This window comes from Comamonas squillarum, from assembly GCF_025309455.1.
In the GTDB taxonomy this organism is placed as follows: domain Bacteria; phylum Pseudomonadota; class Gammaproteobacteria; order Burkholderiales; family Burkholderiaceae_C; genus Comamonas; species Comamonas squillarum.
Genome location: NZ_CP104377.1, coordinates 1,100,481 through 1,119,766, shown reverse-complemented (window position 1 = coordinate 1,119,766; position 19,286 = coordinate 1,100,481). Strand labels below are relative to the sequence as shown.

The window sequence follows — 19,286 nt, the reverse complement described above, 5'->3', positions numbered from 1 at the left end:
TGCTGTGGCGTCCCTCTCTCCGTATCTGACCAAGGAAAATATCTTCGCGGTGCTGTCCGTGATCTGGCCGATTTACCTCGGGGTGGTGGGTATCTGGATTCTGATGCAGCGCCGCGCGCCGGTGGCCACCTTGGGCTGGCTGCTGTCCATGGGCTCCTTGCCCGTGGTGGGGCTGATCGTCTACTACTTCATCGGCCCGCAGCGCATGAAGCGCCAGCGCATCAAACGCCTGCGCGCCCGCAACAAAAACCATGTGCGCGAGACCACGCGCCGCATCCGCGACGGCCAGCCCGAGGCCCCGGCCCAGCTGCGCGAGATGGTCAAGCTGGTCGAGGCCACCTGCGGCTTCCCGATCACCTCGGCCGAAAGTGTGGAGTTGCTCAGCGGCGGCGCGGCCACCTTTGACCGCATTCTGGAAGACGTCGCACAGGCCCGCCACCATGTGCATCTGGAATACTATATTTTCGAGCCCGACCAGACCGGCACGCGCCTGCGCGATGCGCTGGTCGAGCGGGCCAAAGCGGGGATCAAGGTGCGCATGCTGGTCGATGCGCTGGGCTCCAAGCGCGTCAACCGCAAGTTCATCGCGCCCTTGCTGGCAGCGGGCGGCGAGTTTGCGGTGTTCCACCCCACTCGCATCGGCAGGCGTCTGCGCCCGGTAATCAACTTCCGCAGCCACCGCAAGATCCTGGTGGTAGATGGCCAGATCGGCTTTACCGGCGGCGTCAATATCACCGACGAAGAAGACCGCCGCGTCAACACCAACGCCTACCACGATGTGCACCTGCGCATGGCGGGGCCCATCGTCACCTGGCTGCAGACCACCTTCTTGGAAGACTGGGCCTATGCGCTGGAAAAGTCGCCCCAGGACATGCCTGCCAACCTGGACTTGCTGCTGCCCGATATGCCCGATGGCCGCCACGCGATGCAGCTGGTGAGCTCAGGCCCGGACAACCCGACCGAGCCCATCCACCGCGCCCATGTGGCCGCCATCCAGTCAGCCACCGTGCGGGTCTGGCTGACCACGCCTTACTTTGTGCCAACCGAGCCGGCCATGTATGCGCTGACCAGCGCCGCGCTGCGCGGCGTCGATGTGCGGCTGCTGGTGCCGGAGAAATCGGACTCCATCTTTGTGACGGCCGCTGCCCGCTCGTACTACGAGGAGCTGATCAGCGCCGGCGCCAAGGTCTACGAATACAGCGCGCGCATGCTGCACTCCAAGACCTTGGTGGTCGATGACAACCTGACCATCATCGGCACGGCCAACTTTGACAACCGAAGTTTTCGCCTGAACTACGAGGTGTGTGCGATTGGCTACGGGCCGGAGCTGAACGCCCGGCTGCAGGACCAGTTCAACACCGATCTGATGCGTTCCAAGCAGGTGGCTTCGCGCCGCAAGCAGCGCTTTTTGCCCCGGCTGGGTGATTCGATCGCGCGCCTGTTCTCGCCGCTTCTGTAGTTGCGGGCCCACGTTGCTCTGCGGCAGTGACCGGAGCAGGCATACTAGCGGGCATGCAGAACTTCTCGTCCGCCTCCGCCAGCTTTTTCTGGCATGACTACGAAACCTTTGGTGCCGTGCCGCGCCGTGACCGGCCCGCACAGTTTGCCGGCATCCGCACGGACATGGACCTCAACGAGATCGGCGAGCCGGTCATGCTGTACTGCCAGCCTGCGCTTGACTACCTGCCCAGCCCGCAGGCGAGCCTGATCACCGGCCTCACGCCCCAGCACTGCCTGGAGCAGGGCGTACCCGAGTACCAGTTTGCCGCGGCTGTAGAGGGCGAGCTGGGCCGCCCGGGCACCATTGGCGTGGGCTACAACACTATCCGTTTTGATGACGAGGTGACGCGCTACATGCTGTGGCGCAACCTGCGCGACCCCTATGCCCGCGAATGGCAAAACGGCTGCGGCCGCTGGGATCTGCTCGATGTCGTGCGCATGGTCTATGCGCTGCGCCCCGAAGGCATCCAGTGGCCCCAAAAAGATGATGGCTCGGTCAGCTTCAAGCTCGAAGACCTGGCCCGCGCCAACGGCATCCTGCATGAATCGGCGCACGATGCACTGAGCGATGTGCGCGCCACCATCGGCCTGGCGCGCCTCATCAAGCGCCTGCAGCCGCGCCTGTTTGATTTTGCGCTGGGTCTGCACAAGAAGGACCGTGTGATGCAGGAGCTGGCCCTGCCAGCCACCTCCGCCAATGCCCGGCCTTTTTTGCATGTCTCGGGCATGTACGGGGTCGAGCGCGGCTGCATTGCCGTGGTCTGGCCGCTGGCCCAGCACCCGACCAACAAGAACGAGGTCATCGCCTGGGATCTGGCCCAGGACCCCAGCCACCTCGCTGAGCTGTCGGTCGACGAGATGCGCCTGCGCATGTTCAGCGCAGCTGCTGATCTGCCCGAAGGCGTGACGCGCCTGCCGATCAAGACGGTGCACCTGAACAAATCGCCGATGGTCGTCAGCAGCCTGCGTACGCTCAGCGCCGAGCAGGCCGCCCGCTGGCAGATCGACATGGACCAGGCCCTGCGCCATGCCGCGATTGCCCGCGATCTGCCCGATATGAGCGCCACCTGGGCTGCCGTGTTTGACCGCCCACCGCTCGAGGGTGTGGATGTGGACCAGGATTTGTACAGCGGCTTTATCGGCCAGGCCGACCGCCGGCGCCTGACCCAGCTGACGACCATGCACCCGCAGGAGCTGGCCGTTGCCAAGCCCGGTTTTGACGATGAACGACTGCATGAGCTGCTGTTCCGCTACCGGGCGCGCAACTTTCCCGATTCGCTCAACCCAGAGGAGCAGCAGCGCTGGCTGGAGCTGCGCGTGGCCTTTTTGCAAGAGGGCTTGGGCGGCGCGCGCACGGCCGAGCAGATGTTTGCCGAAATCGACCAGCTGTCGGAGACGGCCGATGAGCGCGCCGAAGAGCTTCTGGGCGCACTCTACGACTGGGCCGATGCGATCATGCCCGATGCCTGAGCGGCATTGAATCAGGCTATCGCCAGCGCCAGGGCCTGCTCCAGGTTCTGGCGCGCCTGCGCCTCCAGCCGGGCCCGCATGGTCGCCGTCTGGTAAATCGCCGGGCGCTGCAAAAAGCCGCGCAGCACCGACTGGCGGCGCAGCGCATAGTCGGCAGCGGGCACCCAGGCATATTCGGCCTGGATCTGCGCCTGGTACTGCGCAAAACGCGCGCCTGGCGCGCCCAGGATAGACAGATCTATATCGAGCATCCAGGCGCTGTCTGCCGGCAGCGGCGCTTGCGCGGGCTGGAAATGGCAGGTGGCCATGACCAGTGCATCCACCCGCTGCAAGGCATCGGGCGCGGCCCCGGCTGCCTGCATCACCGCTTGCGCCCAGTTGGCACTGCGCCGTTCATTGTCCTTGGCCTGCGGGTCATAAATCGCGTCGTGAAAGCACAGGGCCAGTGCCAGCTCTGCCGGCTGCGCTATCTGCGGGGCAGCTGCTCGAGCCATTGCAGACATTCGGCAATATGCTGCAGGCCGTGGTAATGGCGATCCGGCCCGGCATGCGCTGCCAGCAGCTGGGGCAAGGCGTTGGGCGCAGGGGTCAGGCCCAGATCCTGCCAGGCCCGTTCCCAAGCGGCGCTGAAGATCTGGGCTTCTGCGCTGCTGTTGGTCATGGCAACTCTTGAAGACGTCTCGTCTGTAATCAACCAAAGAACTGGTAGCAGACCACAATGGCGGCCACCACGCCCGAGAACTCAGCCAGCAGCGCGCAGGGCACCGCATGGCGCGCGCGCTGGATGCCGACCGCGCCAAAGTACACCGCCAGCACATAGAACGTGGTCTCGGTGCTGCCCTGGATGATGGCAGCGGCCAGCGCCGGGAAGCTGTCCACGCCATGGCTTTGCATGGTTTCGATCAGCATCGCGCGCGCGGCGCTGCCCGAGAAGGGCTTGACCAGGGCAGTAGGCAGCGCATCGACAAAGCGCGTGTCCATACCGCTCAGATCCACCAGCCAGCGGATGCCGTCGAGCGCATAGCCCAGCGCGCCCGAGGCGCGAAAGAGCCCCACGGCGCAGAGCATGGCCACCAGGTAGGGAAGCAGGCCCTTGGCGACATCAAAGCCTTCCTTGGCGCCTTCGATAAAGCTCTCGTACACGGGCACCTTGCGCAACGCGCCCACCACGACAAACAGTACCACCAGGCCAAACAAGGTGAGGTTGCCCAAGAGGGAAGACACCTGCGCCATGGCCGTGGACGTCAAGGTCGCCAAAAAGGCCATGAATCCGGCCAGCACCAGGCCGACCGGCAGCAGATAGGCCAGCACCACCGGGTGCCACAGCGGCAGGCGCTGCACGATGGCCACCGACACCAGGCCGACCAGCGTCGAGACCGAGGTGGCCAGCAAGATCGGCAGAAACACCAGAGTTGGGTCGGGCGCGCCTTGCTGCATGCGGTACATGAAGATGGTCACTGGCAGCAGGGTCAGCGACGAGGCATTGAGCACCAGAAACAGAATCTGCGCATTGCTGGCGGCCGTGGGCGAGGGGTTGATCTCTTGCAGCGCGCGCATGGCCTTAAGGCCAATGGGGGTGGCTGCGTTGTCCAGCCCCAGCGCGTTGGCAGCAAAGTTCAGCGTCATCAGGCCCAGCGCCGGGTGGCCGCGCGGCACATCGGGCATCAGCCGGGCAAACAACGGCGCAAGCCAGCGGGCCAGCATATCGACCAGGCCGGCCTTTTCCGCAATCTTCAAAAAGCCCAGCCACAGCGTGAGCGTGCCAAACAGCAGCACCATCACCTCGACCGAGAGCTTGGCCATGGCAAACAGCGCCTGCACCATGTCGCCAAAAATCTGCGCATTGCCGCCCACCAGCCACTGCGCGAACGCGGCCAAGGCCGCCACCACAAAAAAACCCAGCCACAAGCCATTGAGCATGGGACATCCTTCGTCATCCGGCGCGCCGCAGCACCGGGGCGGTGCGCCATGCCGCTGATTGTGCGCGATGCCGCAGCCTGCCCGGCGCTGGCCCATGCGGAAACTGGGCCAGGTGCTGCAAAAGCCTCTCTGGGCACCCCGCGCTTATGCGGGAAAACCACAGGCATGCGGGCTGCAGCCCGCACCCGTTTGTCAGCGCGATGCAAGGCAAAGGGAAATAATGGCTGCACAACAAAAGATGGAGACAGACTTCGATGAGCCGTTTTGCCGACTTTTACGCCCGCTCGATCCACGACCGCGATGCCTTCTGGGCCGAGCAGGCGCAGCGCATCGACTGGCATGTGCCGCCCCAGCAGATCTGTGACTACAGCAACCCGCCATTTGCGCGCTGGTTTGTCGGCGGCCAGACCAACCTCTGCCACAACGCCATCGACCGCCATGTGGCCGAGCGCGGCGACCAGGCCGCGCTGATCGCGGTATCGACCGAGACGAATACCGAGCGCAGCTACAGCTATGCCGAGTTGCACCGCGAAGTGCAGCGCATGGCCGCAGCGCTGCTGGCGCTGGGCGTCAAAAAGGGCGACCGGGTGCAGATCTACATGCCGATGATTGCCGAGGCCGCCATCGCGATGCTGGCCAGCGTGCGCATCGGTGCCATCCATTCGGTGGTGTTTGGCGGCTTTGCCTCGGGCTCGCTCGCCACCCGCATTGACGATGCCCAGCCCACGGTCATCATCAGCGCCGATGCCGGCTCGCGCGCCGGCAAAGTCGTGCCCTACAAGCCCTTGCTGGATGAGGCCATTGCGCTGGCCCGCCACAAGCCGCAAGCGGTGCTGATGGTGGACCGGGGCCTGGCTCCCATGCAGTGGGTCGCTGGCCGCGACCACCGCTGGGCCGATCTGCGTGCCCAGCACCTGGATGCCCAGGTGCCCTGCGAATGGGTGGAGGCCACCCACCCCAGCTACACGCTCTACACCAGCGGCACCACCGGCAAGCCCAAGGGCGTGCAGCGCGATACCGGAGGCTACACGGTGGCGCTGGCCGCCAGCCTGCCGGCGATCTTTGATGCAAAGCCCGGCCAGACCTTTTTTTGCACCAGCGATATCGGCTGGGTCGTGGGTCACAGCTACATCATCTATGCGCCGCTCATCGGCGGCATGGCCACCCTCATGTACGAAGGTGTGCCGCTGCGCCCGGACCCGGGCATCTGGTGGAGCCTGGTCGAGAAATACAAGGTCACGCACATGTTCTCGGCGCCCACCGCGATCCGTGTGCTCAAAAAGCAGGACCCGGAGTACCTCAGCAAGTACGACCTGAGCAGCCTGCAGGCGCTGTGGCTGGCCGGCGAGCCGCTCGATGAGCCCACAGCCAGCTGGATCAGCGGCGCCATTGGGCGCCCCATCATTGACAACTACTGGCAGACCGAGACTGGCTGGCCGATCCTCACGCTGTGCAACGGCGTCGAGCCCCAGCCATCGCGCTTTGGCAGCCCGGGCAAGGCCGTGTTTGGCTACCACATCAAGCTGATCGATGGCGAGACCGGCGCCGAGCTGGCCCTGCCGATGCAAAAGGGCGTGATTGCCATCGAAGGCCCCTTGCCCCCTGGCTGCCTGATGACGGTATGGCGCGATGACCAGCGCTTTGTCAACACCTACTGGAAGAGCATTCCAGGCCGCCTGGTCTACAGCACCTTTGATTGGGGTGTGCGTGACAAGGACGGTTACTACTTCATCCTGGGCCGCACCGATGATGTGATCAATGTCGCCGGGCACCGCCTGGGCACACGCGAGATCGAAGAGAGCATCTCCGGCCACCCCGATATTGCAGAAGTTGCCGTTGTCGGTGTGGCCGATGCCTTGAAAGGCCAGGTCGCGCTGGCCTTTGCCGTGCCGCGCAGCAATGCGGTGGCGGGCGACAGCGCCGCCTGCAGCGCGCTGGAAAAATCCGTCTGCAACCATGTCGATGCCCAGCTCGGTGCCGTCGCGCGGCCAGCGCGCGTCTACTTTGTCGCCACCTTGCCCAAGACGCGCAGCGGCAAACTGTTGCGCCGCGCGCTGCAGGCGGTGGCCGAGAAGCGCGACACGGGCGACCTATCAACGATGGAAGACCCGGCAGCGCTGCAGCAGGTGGTGGCGGCGATGGCGGCGGCTGAGCGCTAAGGCGAGTCTCCAGCAAGAGCGCCTTGCGCGCTCCTTGGAGGCTGTCTGGGCACGCATCCCATGGGGTTGTGGACGCATTGAATCAACGCTTACCCTCCAGCCCGGATTACAGCTGGCGCGCCAAGCCAGCACAGGCAGACCCTGCAAGCGCCGATCTGATGGAGGGTATTTGCCTTACATGGGATGCGCTGACCCGTCGATACAGTGAAATTTTCCAATTTGACAGGAGTTGCGCTATGGCCCAAGAAAATCCGCGTGAAAAATTGTGGGAACTGATCAAGGACATTCGCTTTGCGATGATCACGCACCAGCATGAACATGGCAGCTTGCATGCCGCGCCGATGACCACGGCCAACAAAGAGGGCATGAACGAGGATAAAAATCTGTATTTCTTGTTGGGTAGGGATTCCGATTTGTCCCGGTGCCTAAGCACCTCCAGCGCCATTAACGTGTCGTACGCCGATCCCAATAAGGACAGCTATGTTTCCGTATCGGCAACGGGGTCCATCAGTGACGATCTGGCGCTGAAAGAGCAGTTGTTCAGCCCGATGGCCAAAGCATGGTTTCCCGATGGCCCGTCCGACCCCAATTTGCAGATCCTGGTGGCGCGGGTTGATTTTGCCGAATACTGGGATGTGAAAGAAAACAAGCTAGTGCAGCTGTTCAAGATGGCCAAATCAGCGGTGACCGGTGAACGACCCGATGGCATGGGCGAGCACCGCGAGATCAAGCTGTAAATCTCGGGCCATCGGCTCCAACTGCATGCCCTGCACCATGGCCCATGGCGCAGGGCATGCCTCGTTCAGGCTGCGCTGGCGTGCTGCATGCCATAGGCCCGCTCCACCTTCGCCACCCGCACCTGGTAATGCGCACACCAGCGCTCGGCGCCCATGCGCTGGGCAACCAGGTGGTCGCTCTGGGCCTTCCAGCGGCGGATGTCGTCCTCGGTCTGCCAGTACGACACGGTAATGCCCAGGCCGTCGCTGCCCCGGGTGCTCTCAGCGCCCAAAAAGCCAGGTTGCTGCTCGGCAAGCGCCACCATTGCATCGGCCATGTGGGCATAGGGCTGGCCCTCGCTGTTGGTGCGCTGCGAGGTGAAGATGACAGCGTAGTACGGGGGCTGGGGAGTGTTGGCAAAGGTGGCGCTGTGCATGGCGGTGGTCTGGGGGGGCGCGAACAACAAAAAAGCCAGCATGGAGGCTGGCTTGGCGGGTTCAGGGTGCGGGCATCACAGCCTGGAATCCCTGCATTAGCTGGCTCAGCGGATCAAGTCCTTGAGCTTATCGGGCTGGCCGTTGGCCTCGTCGGCACCTTCCATCGGCGCCTTGCGCTTGGTGATGCTCTTCCAGCCATCGGCCAGTGCCAGCTCGGCATTGAGCTTGATGAAGGCCAGCTGGTCTGCGGGCACATCTTCCTCGGCGTAGATGGCGTTGGCAGGGCACTCGGGGATGCAGACGGCGCAGTCGATGCATTCGTCCGGATCGATGGTCAGGAAGTTCGGGCCTTCGCGGAAGCAGTCAACAGGGCAGACGTCCACACAATCGGTGTATTTGCACTTGATGCAGTTTTCGGTGACGACGTGGGTCATGGAATGGTTTTCGCCAGTGATTCAGACAAACAAACAGCGGAGGATTTTACGGTTTTTGTGCACAAGCACCTAGCCGACCTCCGAATAACGTGGTTTTTAACTGCGGGACTGCTGGCTTTACTCCACCAGTACCGCAGCGGCCGTGCTGTTGGAGGCCGTGTCCACGAGGATCAAGGAGCCCAGCTCACGCGAGCGCACAAAGGCCGCTGCCGGAATCGCTTCTTGCAGGCTGATCTCCACCCGGCCAATGGCATTGGGTTCGAGCTGCTCAGCAGCCTGGCGCTCCAAGTTGTTGATATCCAGGCGGTTGAGCACCTTGCGCACCTTGGCCTTGATCCAGCGGCGGCCATGCAGCGCCCAGTACACGCGGCCGGCCAGCAGGGGTTCGTTGTCCATCCAGGCGATGGTGGCCGTGATCTCGCGCGTTACGGGCCAGGCAGGCTGCTCGGCGGGGGTGTCAAAGTCATCGTCGGCGGCAATCGTCGCAGCCGGTGCCGGGGCCGCAATGATCCAGTCGCCGCGCGAGACATCGACCTCGCGGTCCAGCACGATGCCGGCGCTCTGGCCTGCGCCGCGTGCGATGGGCTTGCGGGTGTGGTCCAGCACTTGGGCCACGCTGGCGCGCTGGCCGCTGGGCAGAATCTGCACCGCAGTGCCGGGCGCGACATCGCCAGTGCCCACACGGCCCCAGAAAATGCGGCGGCCCTGGTGAGTGTCGGCCGAGGCGGAGAACTTCTCCACCCACTGCACCGAAAACGCCAGCGGTTGACCGGCATCAGCCGGCGTGGTCGGCAGCGTCTCGAGCAGCTCCAGCAGGCTCGGGCCCTGGTAGCCGGCCCAGTCGGGGTGCGCGGTCACCACGTTCCAGCCCTTCAGGGCCGAGACGGGAATAGTGGCTGCCACGGTGATGCCGGCCGCCTGGGCGAAGGCGGCCAGCGCATTGCGGATATTGGCAAAGGCCAGCGCCGGGTCGGCCACCGCGTCGAGCTTGTTGACCGCAAACACCAGCGAGTGCACGCGCAGCAGATGGGCCAGCAGGCTGTGGCGGCGGGTCTGGGGCAGCAGCGCGAGCTGCGGGTTTTGCCAGTCCAGCTTGGTGGCATCGACCAGCACCACGGCGGCGTCGGCGCTCGATGCCGCGGTCACCATGTTGCGGGTGTACTGCTCGTGGCCAGGCGCATCTCCAATGATGAACTTGCGCGTTTCGGTGGCGAAGTAGCGGTAGGCCACATCGATGGTGATGCCTTGCTCGCGCTCGGCGGACAGCCCATCGGTGAGCAGGGCCAGGTCGGTCTCGCCGCTGCGCTGCACGCCGGCGAGCTGGTCTTGCAGCACCGATTTGCTGTCGACCAGCAGGCGGCCGATCAAGGTGGATTTGCCATCATCGACGGAGCCGCAGGTGATGAAACGCAGCGCCGATGCGGTGTGCAGGTGGTCTTGGGCAGGGGTGCGCACGGCGGTCAGGGTATCGGTAGTCATCAGAAGTATCCGTCTTTCTTGCGCTTTTCCATCGAGGCATCGCTGGTCTTGTCGTCCATGCGGGTAGCACCTCGCTCGCTCACATCGGCGGCCAGCGTCTCCAGCACGATGTCGTCGGCCGAGGCGGCATCGCTGCTCACCGGGCAGGTGCAGGTGATGTCACCGACGGTGCGAAAGCGCACGGTGCGGCTCTCGACCGTTTCGCCGTCGCGGGCGGGGGTGAGCGGCGTGATGGGCACGAGCAGGCCCTTGCGCTCGACCACATCGCGCTGGTGGGCGTAGTAGAGGCTAGGCAGCGCTATGTTTTCGCGGGCAATGTACTGCCAGACATCGAGCTCGGTCCAGTTGCTGATCGGGAACACGCGGAAATGCTCGCCCGGAGCCAGGCGGGTGTTGAACAGGGTCCAAAGTTCGGGGCGCTGGGCCTTGGGCTGCCACTGGCCAAAGCTGTCGCGGTGGCTGAAGATGCGTTCCTTGGCGCGGGCCTTTTCTTCGTCACGGCGGGCGCCGCCAATGAGGGCGTCAAAGCGGAACTCCTCGATCGCTTCGAGCAAGGTCACCGACTGGTGCACATTGCGCGATTCGCCCGGGTGGGCCAGACGCACGGTGCCGCGCGCCATCGAGTCCTCGACGCTGCGCACGATCAGATCGGCACCCAGCTCCTTGGCGCGCAGATCGCGGAAATCGGTCACTTCAGGGAAGTTGTGGCCGGTGTCGATCATCAGCAAGGGGTAGGGGATGCGGCCGGCGCCAAAGGCTTTTTCGGCGCATTTGAGCATGACCAGCGAATCCTTGCCGCCGGAAAACAACAGCGCAGGGCGCTCAAAGGCGGCGGCGACTTCGCGCAGGATAAAGATGGTTTCTTCTTCCAGCGCATCGAGGTGCTGGTTGCTCAGGTGGTTGAGCACATCGGTTTCAACACGGGCGTTCATATCGGATGGACTTTCTTGTCGGGCGGGCTGCATGCGGTCAGTGGGCGATATCAGTGCGCAATGTGCAGGCCGCATTCGCGGTTGTCTTCGCCCTTGGTGGGATCCACATAGTCGAAGTTGTTGGGCAGACCGTGTTGTTCGCAGTAGTCGTACAGATCCTTGGACGACCAATGCAGCAGGGGTGCGACCTTGATGAGGCCATCGGGGTTCAGACTGACCGGATCCATCTGGGCACGCACGGCCGTGTCGGTGGCGCGCAGCGCGGTGAACCACACGCGCGGCTGGGTCTCGCGCAGCGCGCGGGCAAAGGGCTCGAGCTTGACCTCTTCGGTAAAGGCGGCGTGGCGCGGGTCATCCAGCGCGGGCGTGGCGCCTTCGACGGCTTCACGGTGGGCGCGCGAGCGGCGTGGCAGGTAGATCTGCAGGTTCAGCCCCAGCTGGCGCTTCACCTCGTCGGCAAAGCGGTAGGTGGCCTCGGTGTTGTAGCCGTTGTCCATCCAGACCACGGGCACATCGGGCTGGACCTGGCTCACCAGGTGCAGGATCACCGCTTCAAAGGGGCGGAAATTGGTGGTCACGATGCTGGTCTGGCCCAGCGACAGCGCCCAGCGCACCAGGGCTGCGGCGTCCTTGCCCAGCTCGGCATTCACGCGGGCCAGTTCTTGGGGGGTGAGGGTGGTCGTGCTCATGCGGCAGCCTGGTCAAAATGGGGCTTGGCTTCCACGTCGCCTTGGTAGAACCCGGCAAAACGCTCGAACTGGCGCGCAGCATCGGCCACGTCCACGCCTTCCTTGAGCACCGCGCTGCTGAAGCCGGTGCGGTGCATCTGCACCAGCTGGTCGATCAGCACATCGCCCAGCGCACGGATATCGCCCTTGAAGCCACGGCGGCGGCGCAGCAGGTAGGCCTGGCTGAACGCGCGGCCATCGGTGAACGCGGGAAACTCGAGGTCAATGCGCGCCACGCCGTCAAGTGCTACCTGCAGCGCATCGGCATCGTTGGCCAGCAGCAGCACGCTGCGGTCGCCTTCGCCAGCGGGCTGGTGGTCGCCGGCGGCCAGGATCTGGAAATCGTTCGGAATGCTCATCGTTGTTCTGCTCAATGCTCAGGCTTGGGTGGTTTCTGCGGCGGTGTCAGCGGCTTCGGGCAGGCGGGCGGACTTGCCCGCTTCCTTGAAGGGATCCAGCCCCACGCGGCGCACGGTGTCGATAAAGCGCTCGCCGTTGCCACGCAGATCGCGGTAGGTGGAGAGGACTGCCTCGATCACGCCAGGCACTTCGGCGGCGCTGAACGAGGGGCCAATCACCTTGCCAGCCTGGGGCGCGCCCGACAAGGTGGCGCCGTCAGAGCCGCCCACGGTGATCTGGTACCACTCCTTGCCGTCCTTGTCGACGCCCAGGATACCGATATGGCCGCTGTGGTGGTGGCCGCAGCTGTTGATGCAGCCGCTGATATGCAGGTCGATATCGCCGATGTCGTCGAGCTCGTCCAGGTCCTGGTAGCGCTCGGTGATGGCTGCTGCAATCGGCAGGCTGCGGGCATTGGCCAAGGCGCAGAGGTCACCGCCGGGGCAGGCGATCATGTCGGTCAGCAGGTCCACATTGGTGCTGGCCAGGCCCAGGGCCTTGGCCTGCAGCCACAGGTCATGCAACTGGCTCACATGCACCCAGGGCAGCACCACGTTCTGGTCGTGGGTCACTCGGGCTTCGCCGGCTGAGAACTGGTCCACCAGCTGGGCCAGCGCATCGAGCTGCTCGCCCGAGGCATCACCCGGTGCCTGGCCGACGCGCTTGAACGACAGCACCACCGCGCGCAGCTGCGGGTTTTGGTGGGTGCGCACATTGCGGCTCACCCAGCGGCCAAAGGCTGGCTCACGCACGCCTTGCTCGGTCAGCTCGTGCTTGGCCTCGGTGGCGTTGACCTGCGGATAGCCCGACAGGTCCGGTGCCACAAAGCAGGCCGCCACGCGGTCAAACTCGGCCTGGGGGATGGTGTGCGGGCCGCCATCGACCTCGACGATCTGGCGGAACTCTTCTTCCACCGAGTCGATATAGACCTGGCCTTCGGCCTTCACCAGGATCTTGATGCGGGCCTTGTACTTGTTGTCACGGCGGCCGCGCTCGTTGTAGACGCGCACAATCGCTTCGATGTAGTTGAGCACCTGGTTCCAGGGCAGAAACTCGCGGATCGGAGTGCCAATGACCGGCGTGCGGCCCATGCCGCCGCCGACAAACACCTTGAAGCCGATCTCACCGGCTTCGTTCTTCGTCAGATGCAGGCCCACATCGTGCCAGCCAGTGGCGGCGCGGTCTTCTTGCGAGCCGCTGATCGCAATCTTGAACTTTCGCGGCAGGAAGGCGAACTCGGGGTGCAAGGTGGTCCATTGGCGCAGCAACTCAGCATACGGGCGGGGGTCGACCAGCTCGTCCACGGCCACGCCAGCGAGCGCATCGGTGGTCGTGTTGCGGATGCAGTTGCCGCTGGTCTGGATGCCGTGCAGGTTGACGCTGGCGAGCAGGTCCATCACATCGGCGGACTTGGACAGCGGAATCCAGTTGAACTGCACATTGGTGCGGGTGGTGAAATGCGCGTAGTGGGTGGGCAGGTAGGTGGTGCCCATCGCGCCCTGGGTCTTGAGCGCATCCTGGTAGAGCTGGGCGTCGGGCGCGTCGTACTCTCGGGCAATGCGGGCCAGCACGCGGATCTGCGCGGAGTTGATCTCGCCATAAGGCACTGCCACCCGCAGCATCGGTGCGTAGCGTTGCACATACCAGCCGTTTTGCAGACGCAGCGGGCGGAATTCTTCTTCACTCAGCCGGCCCGTCTCCCAGCGTTGGAGCTGGTCACGGAACTGGTCGGCTCGGGCCTGGACAAACTGGCGATCAAATGGGGTGTATTGGTACATCGTGGTGCGGAAGTTGCAGCTACCGAGCCCTGGTGTGCCCGCTGCCCCAATGGCGGCGGAGCTGGGCTGTTGCGATGTACTGTAAAAAAAATTCATATAAACTCAAACTACATTTTTCTCAGTCCTGTATGACATTGAGTTATATGAAAATGGCGAATGCTAGTGAGCAAATCGCATATGGGACGCTGTAGGGCGCCCCAAAGACAGGGCGGAGTGGAGGTGGCGTCTGCTCCGCCCCTCACTCTAAAAAGGCATAGGGGGCACCGCAGGCCACCCCATGGACAGGGCGGAGCGAAGACGGCGTTCGCATTCGCCCCTCCCGCTAAAGCGCTCGCTTATTTGCAGTAGCGGTCGCTGGCCAGCGCCAGGGCCAGCGGATTGGGCAGTGGCAAGGGCTCGGCATGCAGACGGGCGGCCAGCAGCTCGGCGCAGAGCAGCGCCCAGGTGAGACCGCGCGACCCCATCGCCGTGGCGACCCAGGGGCTGGCCAGGCCTTCAGGCAGCGTGTGCAGCGCCTGCAGGGCCTGCGTGGGCAGCAGCGGGCCCACCAGCGGCAGCCGGTCGGTCGATGCGCAGCGCAGCTGGGCCCAGTGCTGGGCGCGCGCAAAGGCTTGGGCATCCGGCCGGTGGCCTTCCGGCAGCAGGGTTTGCAGCTTGGCCCCGTTACCGGCATGCGCTGCGGCGGCATCTTCGGCCGACGGCGGCAGTGCGGATTGGCCGCGCTCAAAGCTCGATCCCATGACCCAGGCCGCGTCTGCATCCTGCCCAATGCGGAAATAGGGCACCCAGCTGCCATGGCCGTTGACGGGTTGGTGGGCCGCGGGCGCCTGGCCTTCGGCATAGCGGCCCCAACTGACCTGCCCGCGAATGGTTTGCAGCGCCTGAGCAGCGGCCAGGCTTTGGCCGTTGATGCGGATGCTGGCCGATTGCGGCCCGGCGCAGAGGACGACCAGATCGGCCTGCGCCCATTGCTGGCCTTGGCCATCGCTCAGCGACCAGAGCGGCTGGCCCTCGGCGGTCTTCAGCGCGTCGAGCGCCTGTACCTGGGCATCGCCGACAAAATGGATGCCAGGGTGGTCCAGCAACGCCTGCACCAGCGCGGCCGGCCGCAGCCAGCCGCCGCGCGGGTGCCAAAGCGCGGGGGTGTCGGCCGGCAAGCCCAGTGCCTCTAGCGTGGCGGCGCTGGCCTCTTCACTCCAGTCGGCCGCCGGCGCGGCCAAGGCGTCCTTCCAGGCGGGGGGGCGCTCGTGGGCGCTGCGGCGGGTGGGCACGGCCGCAGGGCTGTCGCTGAGCGCAGCGGTTTCATCGGGCGGCGTGGCGAGCTGGCGGCGCTCCAGCACCCCGGTCATCTCCCAATCTTGCCCTGCTTGCAAGAGCTGCTGCGCCCATTGCAGGCTGCAGCGCTGGCCGGCGCGGGTGATGCGCGAGAGGGGGCTGTCGTCGCTGCTGGTATGGGGCGCAAAAATGCCAGCGGGCAGCGCAGAGGCACCGGCGGCCGGATGGCTGGCGGTATCGAGCACGGTGACCTGCCAGCCGCGCAGCGCCAGCTGGCGCGCGCAGGCAGCTCCCGCAATGCCGGCGCCGACAATGGCCGCGTGCCCACCGCCGCCCGCCAGCCGCGCCGGCAGGGCCTGCGCGCCCAGCGGCCACAGCGGCGCCTTGCGCGGCTCCCACTGGGGGGCAAAGGTCGCCTGCAGGTTGTCGCGCTTGGGCGGCACGCCCGGCACCTTGCGCACCGCAAAGCCGCACTGGGCCAGGTCGCGGCGCAGTTGGGCGGCAATGGTCCAGGTCGCCAGCTGGGTGCCGCGACGGGCGCAGCGTGCCACGGCCTTCAAGCTGTGCAGGCTCCACATATCGGGGTTGCGCGCGGGGCTGAAGCCGTCCAGGTAGATGCTGTCTGCGACCAGCTCCTGCTGGCGCAGCATGGCCTGGCTGTCGCCAATCAGCAGGCTGAGCAGCAGCCGGCCACCGGCCAGGCGCAGGCGGTGCACGCCCGGCAGCAGCCCCCACCACTGGGCGGCGAGTTCTTCGGCCAGCGGCAGCAGATGGGGAAACTTGCGCGCCTGCGCCAAGAGGTCGGCCGCTGCGATCGGAAAGGCCTCGGTCGAGACAAAATGCAGCAGGCCCGGGCGGGCCGGGTCTTGCTGCCAGGCATGCCAGGTGACCAGAAAATTGAGCCCAAAGCCAAAGCCGGTCTCCAGAATGCGCCATTGCGGATGGCCCGCCCAGGCCTGGGGCAGGCCGCAGCCGGCCAGAAACACCTGCTCGGCCTGGCTCAGTGCATGGGCGGCTTCGCTGTGGTAGCGGTCACCAAAGCGGGGGCTGTAGGGCGTGCCGTCGGCCATCCATTGCACGGTCTCAGTCATGGCTTGCAAAGATTATTTCTCAAAGAAGGGGGATTGTAGGGAGTTCAGTCCCAGCGCGCGGCGCAGCATTCCCTGGATGGCGGTTTTGTGACAATTTGTTGTTAAACCCGTACTATCATGGCTCCATGCCTGATCGACCGTCTGCCCGTTCTCTTGCCGCTCACTGCTTGTGGCTCGCGCTGGCCTGTGCTGCACCCGTCCACGCCCAAACGCAAGCCCACATGCCCGCCCAGGCCCAGCCTGCCGTCTATGTCGCTGCGCAGGCAGAGCAAACGCCGATGCTGGCGACCTTGAAAAACCTGGTGCATATCGAATCGGGCAGCCGCGATTATGGCGGCGTGAGCTATATCGCCCAGGTGGCGGCCGAGCGGCTGAAAGCACTGGGCGGCGAGGTGCAGATCATTCCGGCGACGGATGTGGTGCGGCTGGAAGATACGCCCGAGCAAGTCGGCCCTATGGTGCAGGCCATCTTCAAGGGCCGGGGGCAGTCGCGCATCATGATGATTGCGCATATGGACACCGTCTACCAGCGCGGCGATGTGGACAAGCAGCCGTTCCGCATTGAGGGCGATCGCGTCTACGGCCTGGGCGTGGAGGACGAAAAGCAGGGCGTGGCGCTGGTGCTGCACAGCATCGCGATGCTGCAAAAGGTGGGCTATGACAGCTTTGGCGAGATTACCGTGCTGTTCAACAGCGACGAGGAGATCAGCTCGCCGGGCTCGCGCCGGCTGATCAGCGCACTGGCGCGCGACCAGGATGCCATTTTCTCGTTCGAGAGTGGCGGCCTGCAGGGCAGCCTGCACCTGGCCACCAGCGGCATTGGTGCCATGTTTTTGGATGTGCAGGGCAAATCGTCCCACGCCGGTGCCAAGCCGGAGGCTGGGGTGAATGCGCTCTATGAGCTGTCGCACCAGCTGCTGCAGATGCGCGATCTGTCGCAACCCGACAATGGCCTGAAGCTGAACTGGACCATCGCGCAGGCGGGCACCAGCCGCAATGTGGTGCCGCCGCATGCGCAGGCGCAGGCCGATGTGCGGGCGCTGCGGGCGCAGGACTTTCAGGCGCTGCAGGATGCGGTGCAGGAAAAAATCAAGAACCGCCTGCTGGAGGGCAGCCAGGTGACGGCCCGCTTTGAGCTGCGCCGCCCGCCGATGCAGGCGAGCGACGCCGCACGCCGCATCGCCGCGCAGGCACAAACCATTTACCGCGAGGAGCTGGGCTTGCCGCTGCATGTGAACGACGTAGCACTGGGCGGCGGCACCGATGCCGCTTTTGCCGCCCTCAACACCCGGGGTGGCGTGGTCGAGGGCATGGGCGTGTGCGGCTATGGCGCGCATGACATGTATGGCGAATACATCCTGCTGGACTGCATTGCGCCGCGCCTGTACCTGGTGGCGCGCATGGTGATGGCGCTGTCGGAGCCGCCGACCGCACCCTGATCGCCGGGTTCCAAGCAGGGGTGGGGTTCAGCCCTTTTTCTGCAGCATCTTGATGACGCTGGAGAAGTCCTCCGCGCCATGGCCGGCAATGCTGTGCGCCGCATACAGCTGGCGCGCCATGCCGCCCAGCGGGGTGCTGGCCTTCACGGTCATCGCGCTTTCCTGGGCCAGGCCCAGGTCCTTGAGCATCAGGTCGGTGCCAAAGCCGCCGGTGTAGCCGCGCGTGGCGGCGCTGGCTTCCTGCACGCCGGGGAAGGGGTTGTAGACCTCCAGTGCCCAGTTGCCGCCCGAGCTGCGGCGCATGATCTCGCTGAGCACCTTGGGGTCCAGGCCATTGGCCACACCCAGCGCAATCGCCTCGCTGGTGCCCACCATCAAAATGCCCAGCAGCATGTTGTTGCAGATCTTGGCGGTCTGGCCCGCACCCACATCGCCGGCGTGGAAGATGTTCTTGCCCATTTTCTCGAGCAGCGGACGGGCGCGCTCCAGGTCGGCTGCGCTGCCGCCGACCATAAAGGTCAGCGTGCCGGCAATGGCGCCGCCGGTGCCGCCGGAGACCGGCGCATCGATAAAGCCAATGCCCAGCGCCTGTGCGGCCTTGGCCACTTTCTGGCTGGTCGCTGCTGCAATGGTGGAGCTGTCAATGATCAGCGCGCCCTTGGCAATGCCTTGCAGCAGGCCTGCCTGGCTGCCGTTGCCCAGAAACAGGCCTTCGACATGCTGGCTGGCGGGCAGCATGCTGACGATGACCTCGGCGCCTTCGACCGCCTCCTGGGCGCTGGTTGCCGCGCTGCCGCCTTCTGCCACGACCTTGGCCACCGCCTCGCGGCTCAGGTCAAAAGCGCGGACCTGGTGGCCGGCCTTGGCCAGGTTGATGGCCATGGGCGCGCCCATATTGCCCAGGCCGATAAATGCGATAGTTGCCATATTTGTCTCCTTGAAGGTGTTATTGCACAGGGTTGTGGGTTGGCATGGATAGGGAAAGACAGCGTCAGAGTTTAAAGATCGCTGTCAAACACGCTGTGGCGTTTGCGGGCGGCAGGCGCTGGGTTCGCATCGCCAGCCGCCTTGGCGGTTTTAGCTTTTTTGACCGAATGGGCCTGCTTGGCCGATGGGGCGGTGGGGGCTGCCTTGGGTTTTTTCTTCGGCGTCGCCTTGGCCCGTGGGTTAAATGCCAGCGCGGCATCGATCCAGTGCTGCCAGGCTTGCCGCGTCGCATAGGCCGCGGGCCCCACCAGAAAATAACCGTCCATCAAGCCCTTGGATGACAGCGGCCGCACTCCCGGCAGTTCTGCCACCTGGGTATGGGTTTCTGGCGCCAGGCGCACCAGCAGCTCGTCGTTCTCCACGCCCAGGCACATCTTGCCGTCGACCATGAACACATGGCAGCCGAACATGGTTTTCTCTTCGACCGATACGCCCACGGCTTGCTCGGCCAGCGCCAGGCGCACGGCGTCGATGAGGCGCAGGGTTTCTGGGTCCAAAGGGCGGCGTGGCATGGTGGGATGGTGTTTGGGCAGGAGGGGAG

At 65.0% G+C, this 19,286-nt stretch carries 18 protein-coding genes; 5 read left to right on the top strand and 13 right to left on the bottom strand.

The window, feature by feature from the left end; all coding sequences use genetic code 11:
* Positions 1-4: 4 nt before the first annotated feature.
* Complete coding sequence (gene cls, locus N4T19_RS05225) at positions 5-1,459, top strand: cardiolipin synthase (protein WP_260719620.1); 1,455 nt, start codon at positions 5-7, stop codon at positions 1,457-1,459.
* 53 nt (positions 1,460-1,512) lie between these two features.
* On the top strand, positions 1,513-2,970 hold the full coding sequence (gene sbcB, locus N4T19_RS05220; RefSeq protein WP_260719619.1) for an exodeoxyribonuclease I: 1,458 nt from the start codon (positions 1,513-1,515) through the stop codon (positions 2,968-2,970).
* 11 nt (positions 2,971-2,981) lie between these two features.
* Here sbcB and N4T19_RS05215 read toward each other — a convergent pair whose 3' ends face one another.
* From N4T19_RS05215 to N4T19_RS05205, 3 genes are read right to left on the bottom strand one after another with little or no spacing between them, the layout of a single operon-like run.
* Positions 2,982-3,464: an HD domain-containing protein gene (locus N4T19_RS05215; protein ID WP_232539353.1), complete on the bottom strand. Its 483-nt coding sequence runs from the start codon at positions 3,462-3,464 to the stop codon at positions 2,982-2,984.
* Positions 3,437-3,631: a hypothetical protein gene (locus N4T19_RS05210; RefSeq protein WP_232539352.1), complete on the bottom strand. Its 195-nt coding sequence runs from the start codon at positions 3,629-3,631 to the stop codon at positions 3,437-3,439. Before N4T19_RS05210 ends, N4T19_RS05215 begins: the two co-directional genes overlap by 28 nt.
* Positions 3,632-3,660: 29 nt before the next feature.
* A complete protein-coding gene (locus N4T19_RS05205; protein WP_116923953.1) occupies positions 3,661-4,890 on the bottom strand; it encodes a nucleoside recognition domain-containing protein in 1,230 nt (409 codons plus the stop codon).
* Between the two features lie 254 nt (positions 4,891-5,144).
* On the opposite strand from N4T19_RS05205, the gene N4T19_RS05200 reads away from it, so the two are divergent.
* Together N4T19_RS05200 and N4T19_RS05195 are read left to right on the top strand one after the other, a co-directional pair.
* Positions 5,145-7,049 carry a propionate--CoA ligase gene (locus tag N4T19_RS05200; protein ID WP_260719618.1) on the top strand — a complete coding sequence of 635 codons (1,905 nt, stop codon included), beginning with the start codon at positions 5,145-5,147 and terminating at the stop codon, positions 7,047-7,049.
* A 68-nt stretch (positions 7,050-7,117) separates the two neighbouring features.
* Entirely contained in the window at positions 7,118-7,786 is a 669-nt protein-coding gene (locus N4T19_RS05195) for a pyridoxamine 5'-phosphate oxidase family protein (RefSeq protein ID WP_313900083.1), read from the top strand.
* 65 nt (positions 7,787-7,851) lie between these two features.
* Here the strand turns inward: N4T19_RS05195 and N4T19_RS05190 are convergent, their stop codons facing one another.
* The 8 genes from N4T19_RS05190 to mnmC form a co-directional block, all read right to left on the bottom strand.
* The gene (locus N4T19_RS05190; RefSeq protein ID WP_232539351.1) at positions 7,852-8,244 is read right to left on the bottom strand and encodes an antibiotic biosynthesis monooxygenase family protein; all 393 of its coding nucleotides are present in this window, start codon (positions 8,242-8,244) and stop codon (positions 7,852-7,854) included.
* A 63-nt stretch (positions 8,245-8,307) separates the two neighbouring features.
* The gene (gene fdxA / locus N4T19_RS05185) at positions 8,308-8,637 is read right to left on the bottom strand and encodes a ferredoxin FdxA (protein ID WP_021025807.1); all 330 of its coding nucleotides are present in this window, start codon (positions 8,635-8,637) and stop codon (positions 8,308-8,310) included.
* 117 nt (positions 8,638-8,754) lie between these two features.
* Positions 8,755-10,116, bottom strand: a complete 1,362-nt coding sequence (locus N4T19_RS05180; protein ID WP_182341599.1) for a sulfate adenylyltransferase subunit 1 — start codon at positions 10,114-10,116, stop codon at positions 8,755-8,757.
* Positions 10,116-11,048 (bottom strand): sulfate adenylyltransferase subunit CysD, encoded by a 933-nt coding sequence (gene cysD / locus N4T19_RS05175; protein WP_116923949.1) that lies wholly within the window; start codon positions 11,046-11,048, stop codon positions 10,116-10,118. The genes N4T19_RS05180 and cysD overlap by 1 nt, the downstream gene beginning before the upstream one ends.
* A gap of 50 nt (positions 11,049-11,098) precedes the next feature.
* On the bottom strand, positions 11,099-11,737 hold the full coding sequence (locus N4T19_RS05170) for a phosphoadenosine phosphosulfate reductase domain-containing protein (RefSeq protein WP_260719617.1): 639 nt from the start codon (positions 11,735-11,737) through the stop codon (positions 11,099-11,101).
* Positions 11,734-12,135 (bottom strand): DUF934 domain-containing protein, encoded by a 402-nt coding sequence (locus tag N4T19_RS05165; RefSeq protein ID WP_116923947.1) that lies wholly within the window; start codon positions 12,133-12,135, stop codon positions 11,734-11,736. The genes N4T19_RS05170 and N4T19_RS05165 overlap by 4 nt, the downstream gene beginning before the upstream one ends.
* An 18-nt stretch (positions 12,136-12,153) precedes the next feature.
* Positions 12,154-13,953 (bottom strand): nitrite/sulfite reductase, encoded by a 1,800-nt coding sequence (locus tag N4T19_RS05160; RefSeq protein WP_260719616.1) that lies wholly within the window; start codon positions 13,951-13,953, stop codon positions 12,154-12,156.
* 335 nt (positions 13,954-14,288) lie between these two features.
* Entirely contained in the window at positions 14,289-16,319 is a 2,031-nt protein-coding gene (gene mnmC, locus N4T19_RS05155; protein ID WP_260719615.1) for an FAD-dependent 5-carboxymethylaminomethyl-2-thiouridine(34) oxidoreductase MnmC, read from the bottom strand.
* Between the two features lie 125 nt (positions 16,320-16,444).
* Between mnmC and N4T19_RS05150 the strand changes: the two genes are divergently transcribed.
* The gene (locus N4T19_RS05150) at positions 16,445-17,758 is read left to right on the top strand and encodes a glutamate carboxypeptidase (RefSeq protein WP_260719614.1); all 1,314 of its coding nucleotides are present in this window, start codon (positions 16,445-16,447) and stop codon (positions 17,756-17,758) included.
* A gap of 27 nt (positions 17,759-17,785) precedes the next feature.
* Here the strand turns inward: N4T19_RS05150 and mmsB are convergent, their stop codons facing one another.
* Positions 17,786-18,715: a 3-hydroxyisobutyrate dehydrogenase gene (mmsB, locus tag N4T19_RS05145; protein WP_260720271.1), complete on the bottom strand. Its 930-nt coding sequence runs from the start codon at positions 18,713-18,715 to the stop codon at positions 17,786-17,788.
* Positions 18,716-18,756: 41 nt separating this feature from the next.
* The gene (locus tag N4T19_RS05140; protein WP_182341592.1) at positions 18,757-19,257 is read right to left on the bottom strand and encodes a TfoX/Sxy family protein; all 501 of its coding nucleotides are present in this window, start codon (positions 19,255-19,257) and stop codon (positions 18,757-18,759) included.
* Positions 19,258-19,286 lie beyond the last annotated feature (29 nt).

Bases quoted from the DNA above. Each gene is read 5' to 3' on its own strand.
- N4T19_RS05200 (WP_260719618.1), top strand. From the start codon at position 5,145: ATGAGCCGTTTTGCCGACTTTTACGCCCGCTCGATCCACGACCGCGAT.
- N4T19_RS05140 (WP_182341592.1), bottom strand. From the start codon at position 19,257: ATGCCACGCCGCCCTTTGGACCCAGAAACCCTGCGCCTCATCGACGCC.
- N4T19_RS05165 (WP_116923947.1), bottom strand. From the start codon at position 12,135: ATGAGCATTCCGAACGATTTCCAGATCCTGGCCGCCGGCGACCACCAG.
- fdxA (WP_021025807.1), bottom strand. From the start codon at position 8,637: ATGACCCACGTCGTCACCGAAAACTGCATCAAGTGCAAATACACCGAT.
- N4T19_RS05170 (WP_260719617.1), bottom strand. From the start codon at position 11,737: ATGAGCACGACCACCCTCACCCCCCAAGAACTGGCCCGCGTGAATGCC.
- N4T19_RS05180 (WP_182341599.1), bottom strand. From the start codon at position 10,116: ATGACTACCGATACCCTGACCGCCGTGCGCACCCCTGCCCAAGACCAC.
- N4T19_RS05190 (WP_232539351.1), bottom strand. From the start codon at position 8,244: ATGCTGGCTTTTTTGTTGTTCGCGCCCCCCCAGACCACCGCCATGCAC.
- mnmC (WP_260719615.1), bottom strand. From the start codon at position 16,319: ATGACTGAGACCGTGCAATGGATGGCCGACGGCACGCCCTACAGCCCC.
- N4T19_RS05215 (WP_232539353.1), bottom strand. From the start codon at position 3,464: ATGGCTCGAGCAGCTGCCCCGCAGATAGCGCAGCCGGCAGAGCTGGCA.
- cysD (WP_116923949.1), bottom strand. From the start codon at position 11,048: ATGAACGCCCGTGTTGAAACCGATGTGCTCAACCACCTGAGCAACCAG.
- sbcB (WP_260719619.1), top strand. From the start codon at position 1,513: ATGCAGAACTTCTCGTCCGCCTCCGCCAGCTTTTTCTGGCATGACTAC.
- N4T19_RS05160 (WP_260719616.1), bottom strand. From the start codon at position 13,953: ATGTACCAATACACCCCATTTGATCGCCAGTTTGTCCAGGCCCGAGCC.
- N4T19_RS05150 (WP_260719614.1), top strand. From the start codon at position 16,445: ATGCCTGATCGACCGTCTGCCCGTTCTCTTGCCGCTCACTGCTTGTGG.
- N4T19_RS05210 (WP_232539352.1), bottom strand. From the start codon at position 3,631: ATGACCAACAGCAGCGCAGAAGCCCAGATCTTCAGCGCCGCTTGGGAA.
- N4T19_RS05205 (WP_116923953.1), bottom strand. From the start codon at position 4,890: ATGCTCAATGGCTTGTGGCTGGGTTTTTTTGTGGTGGCGGCCTTGGCC.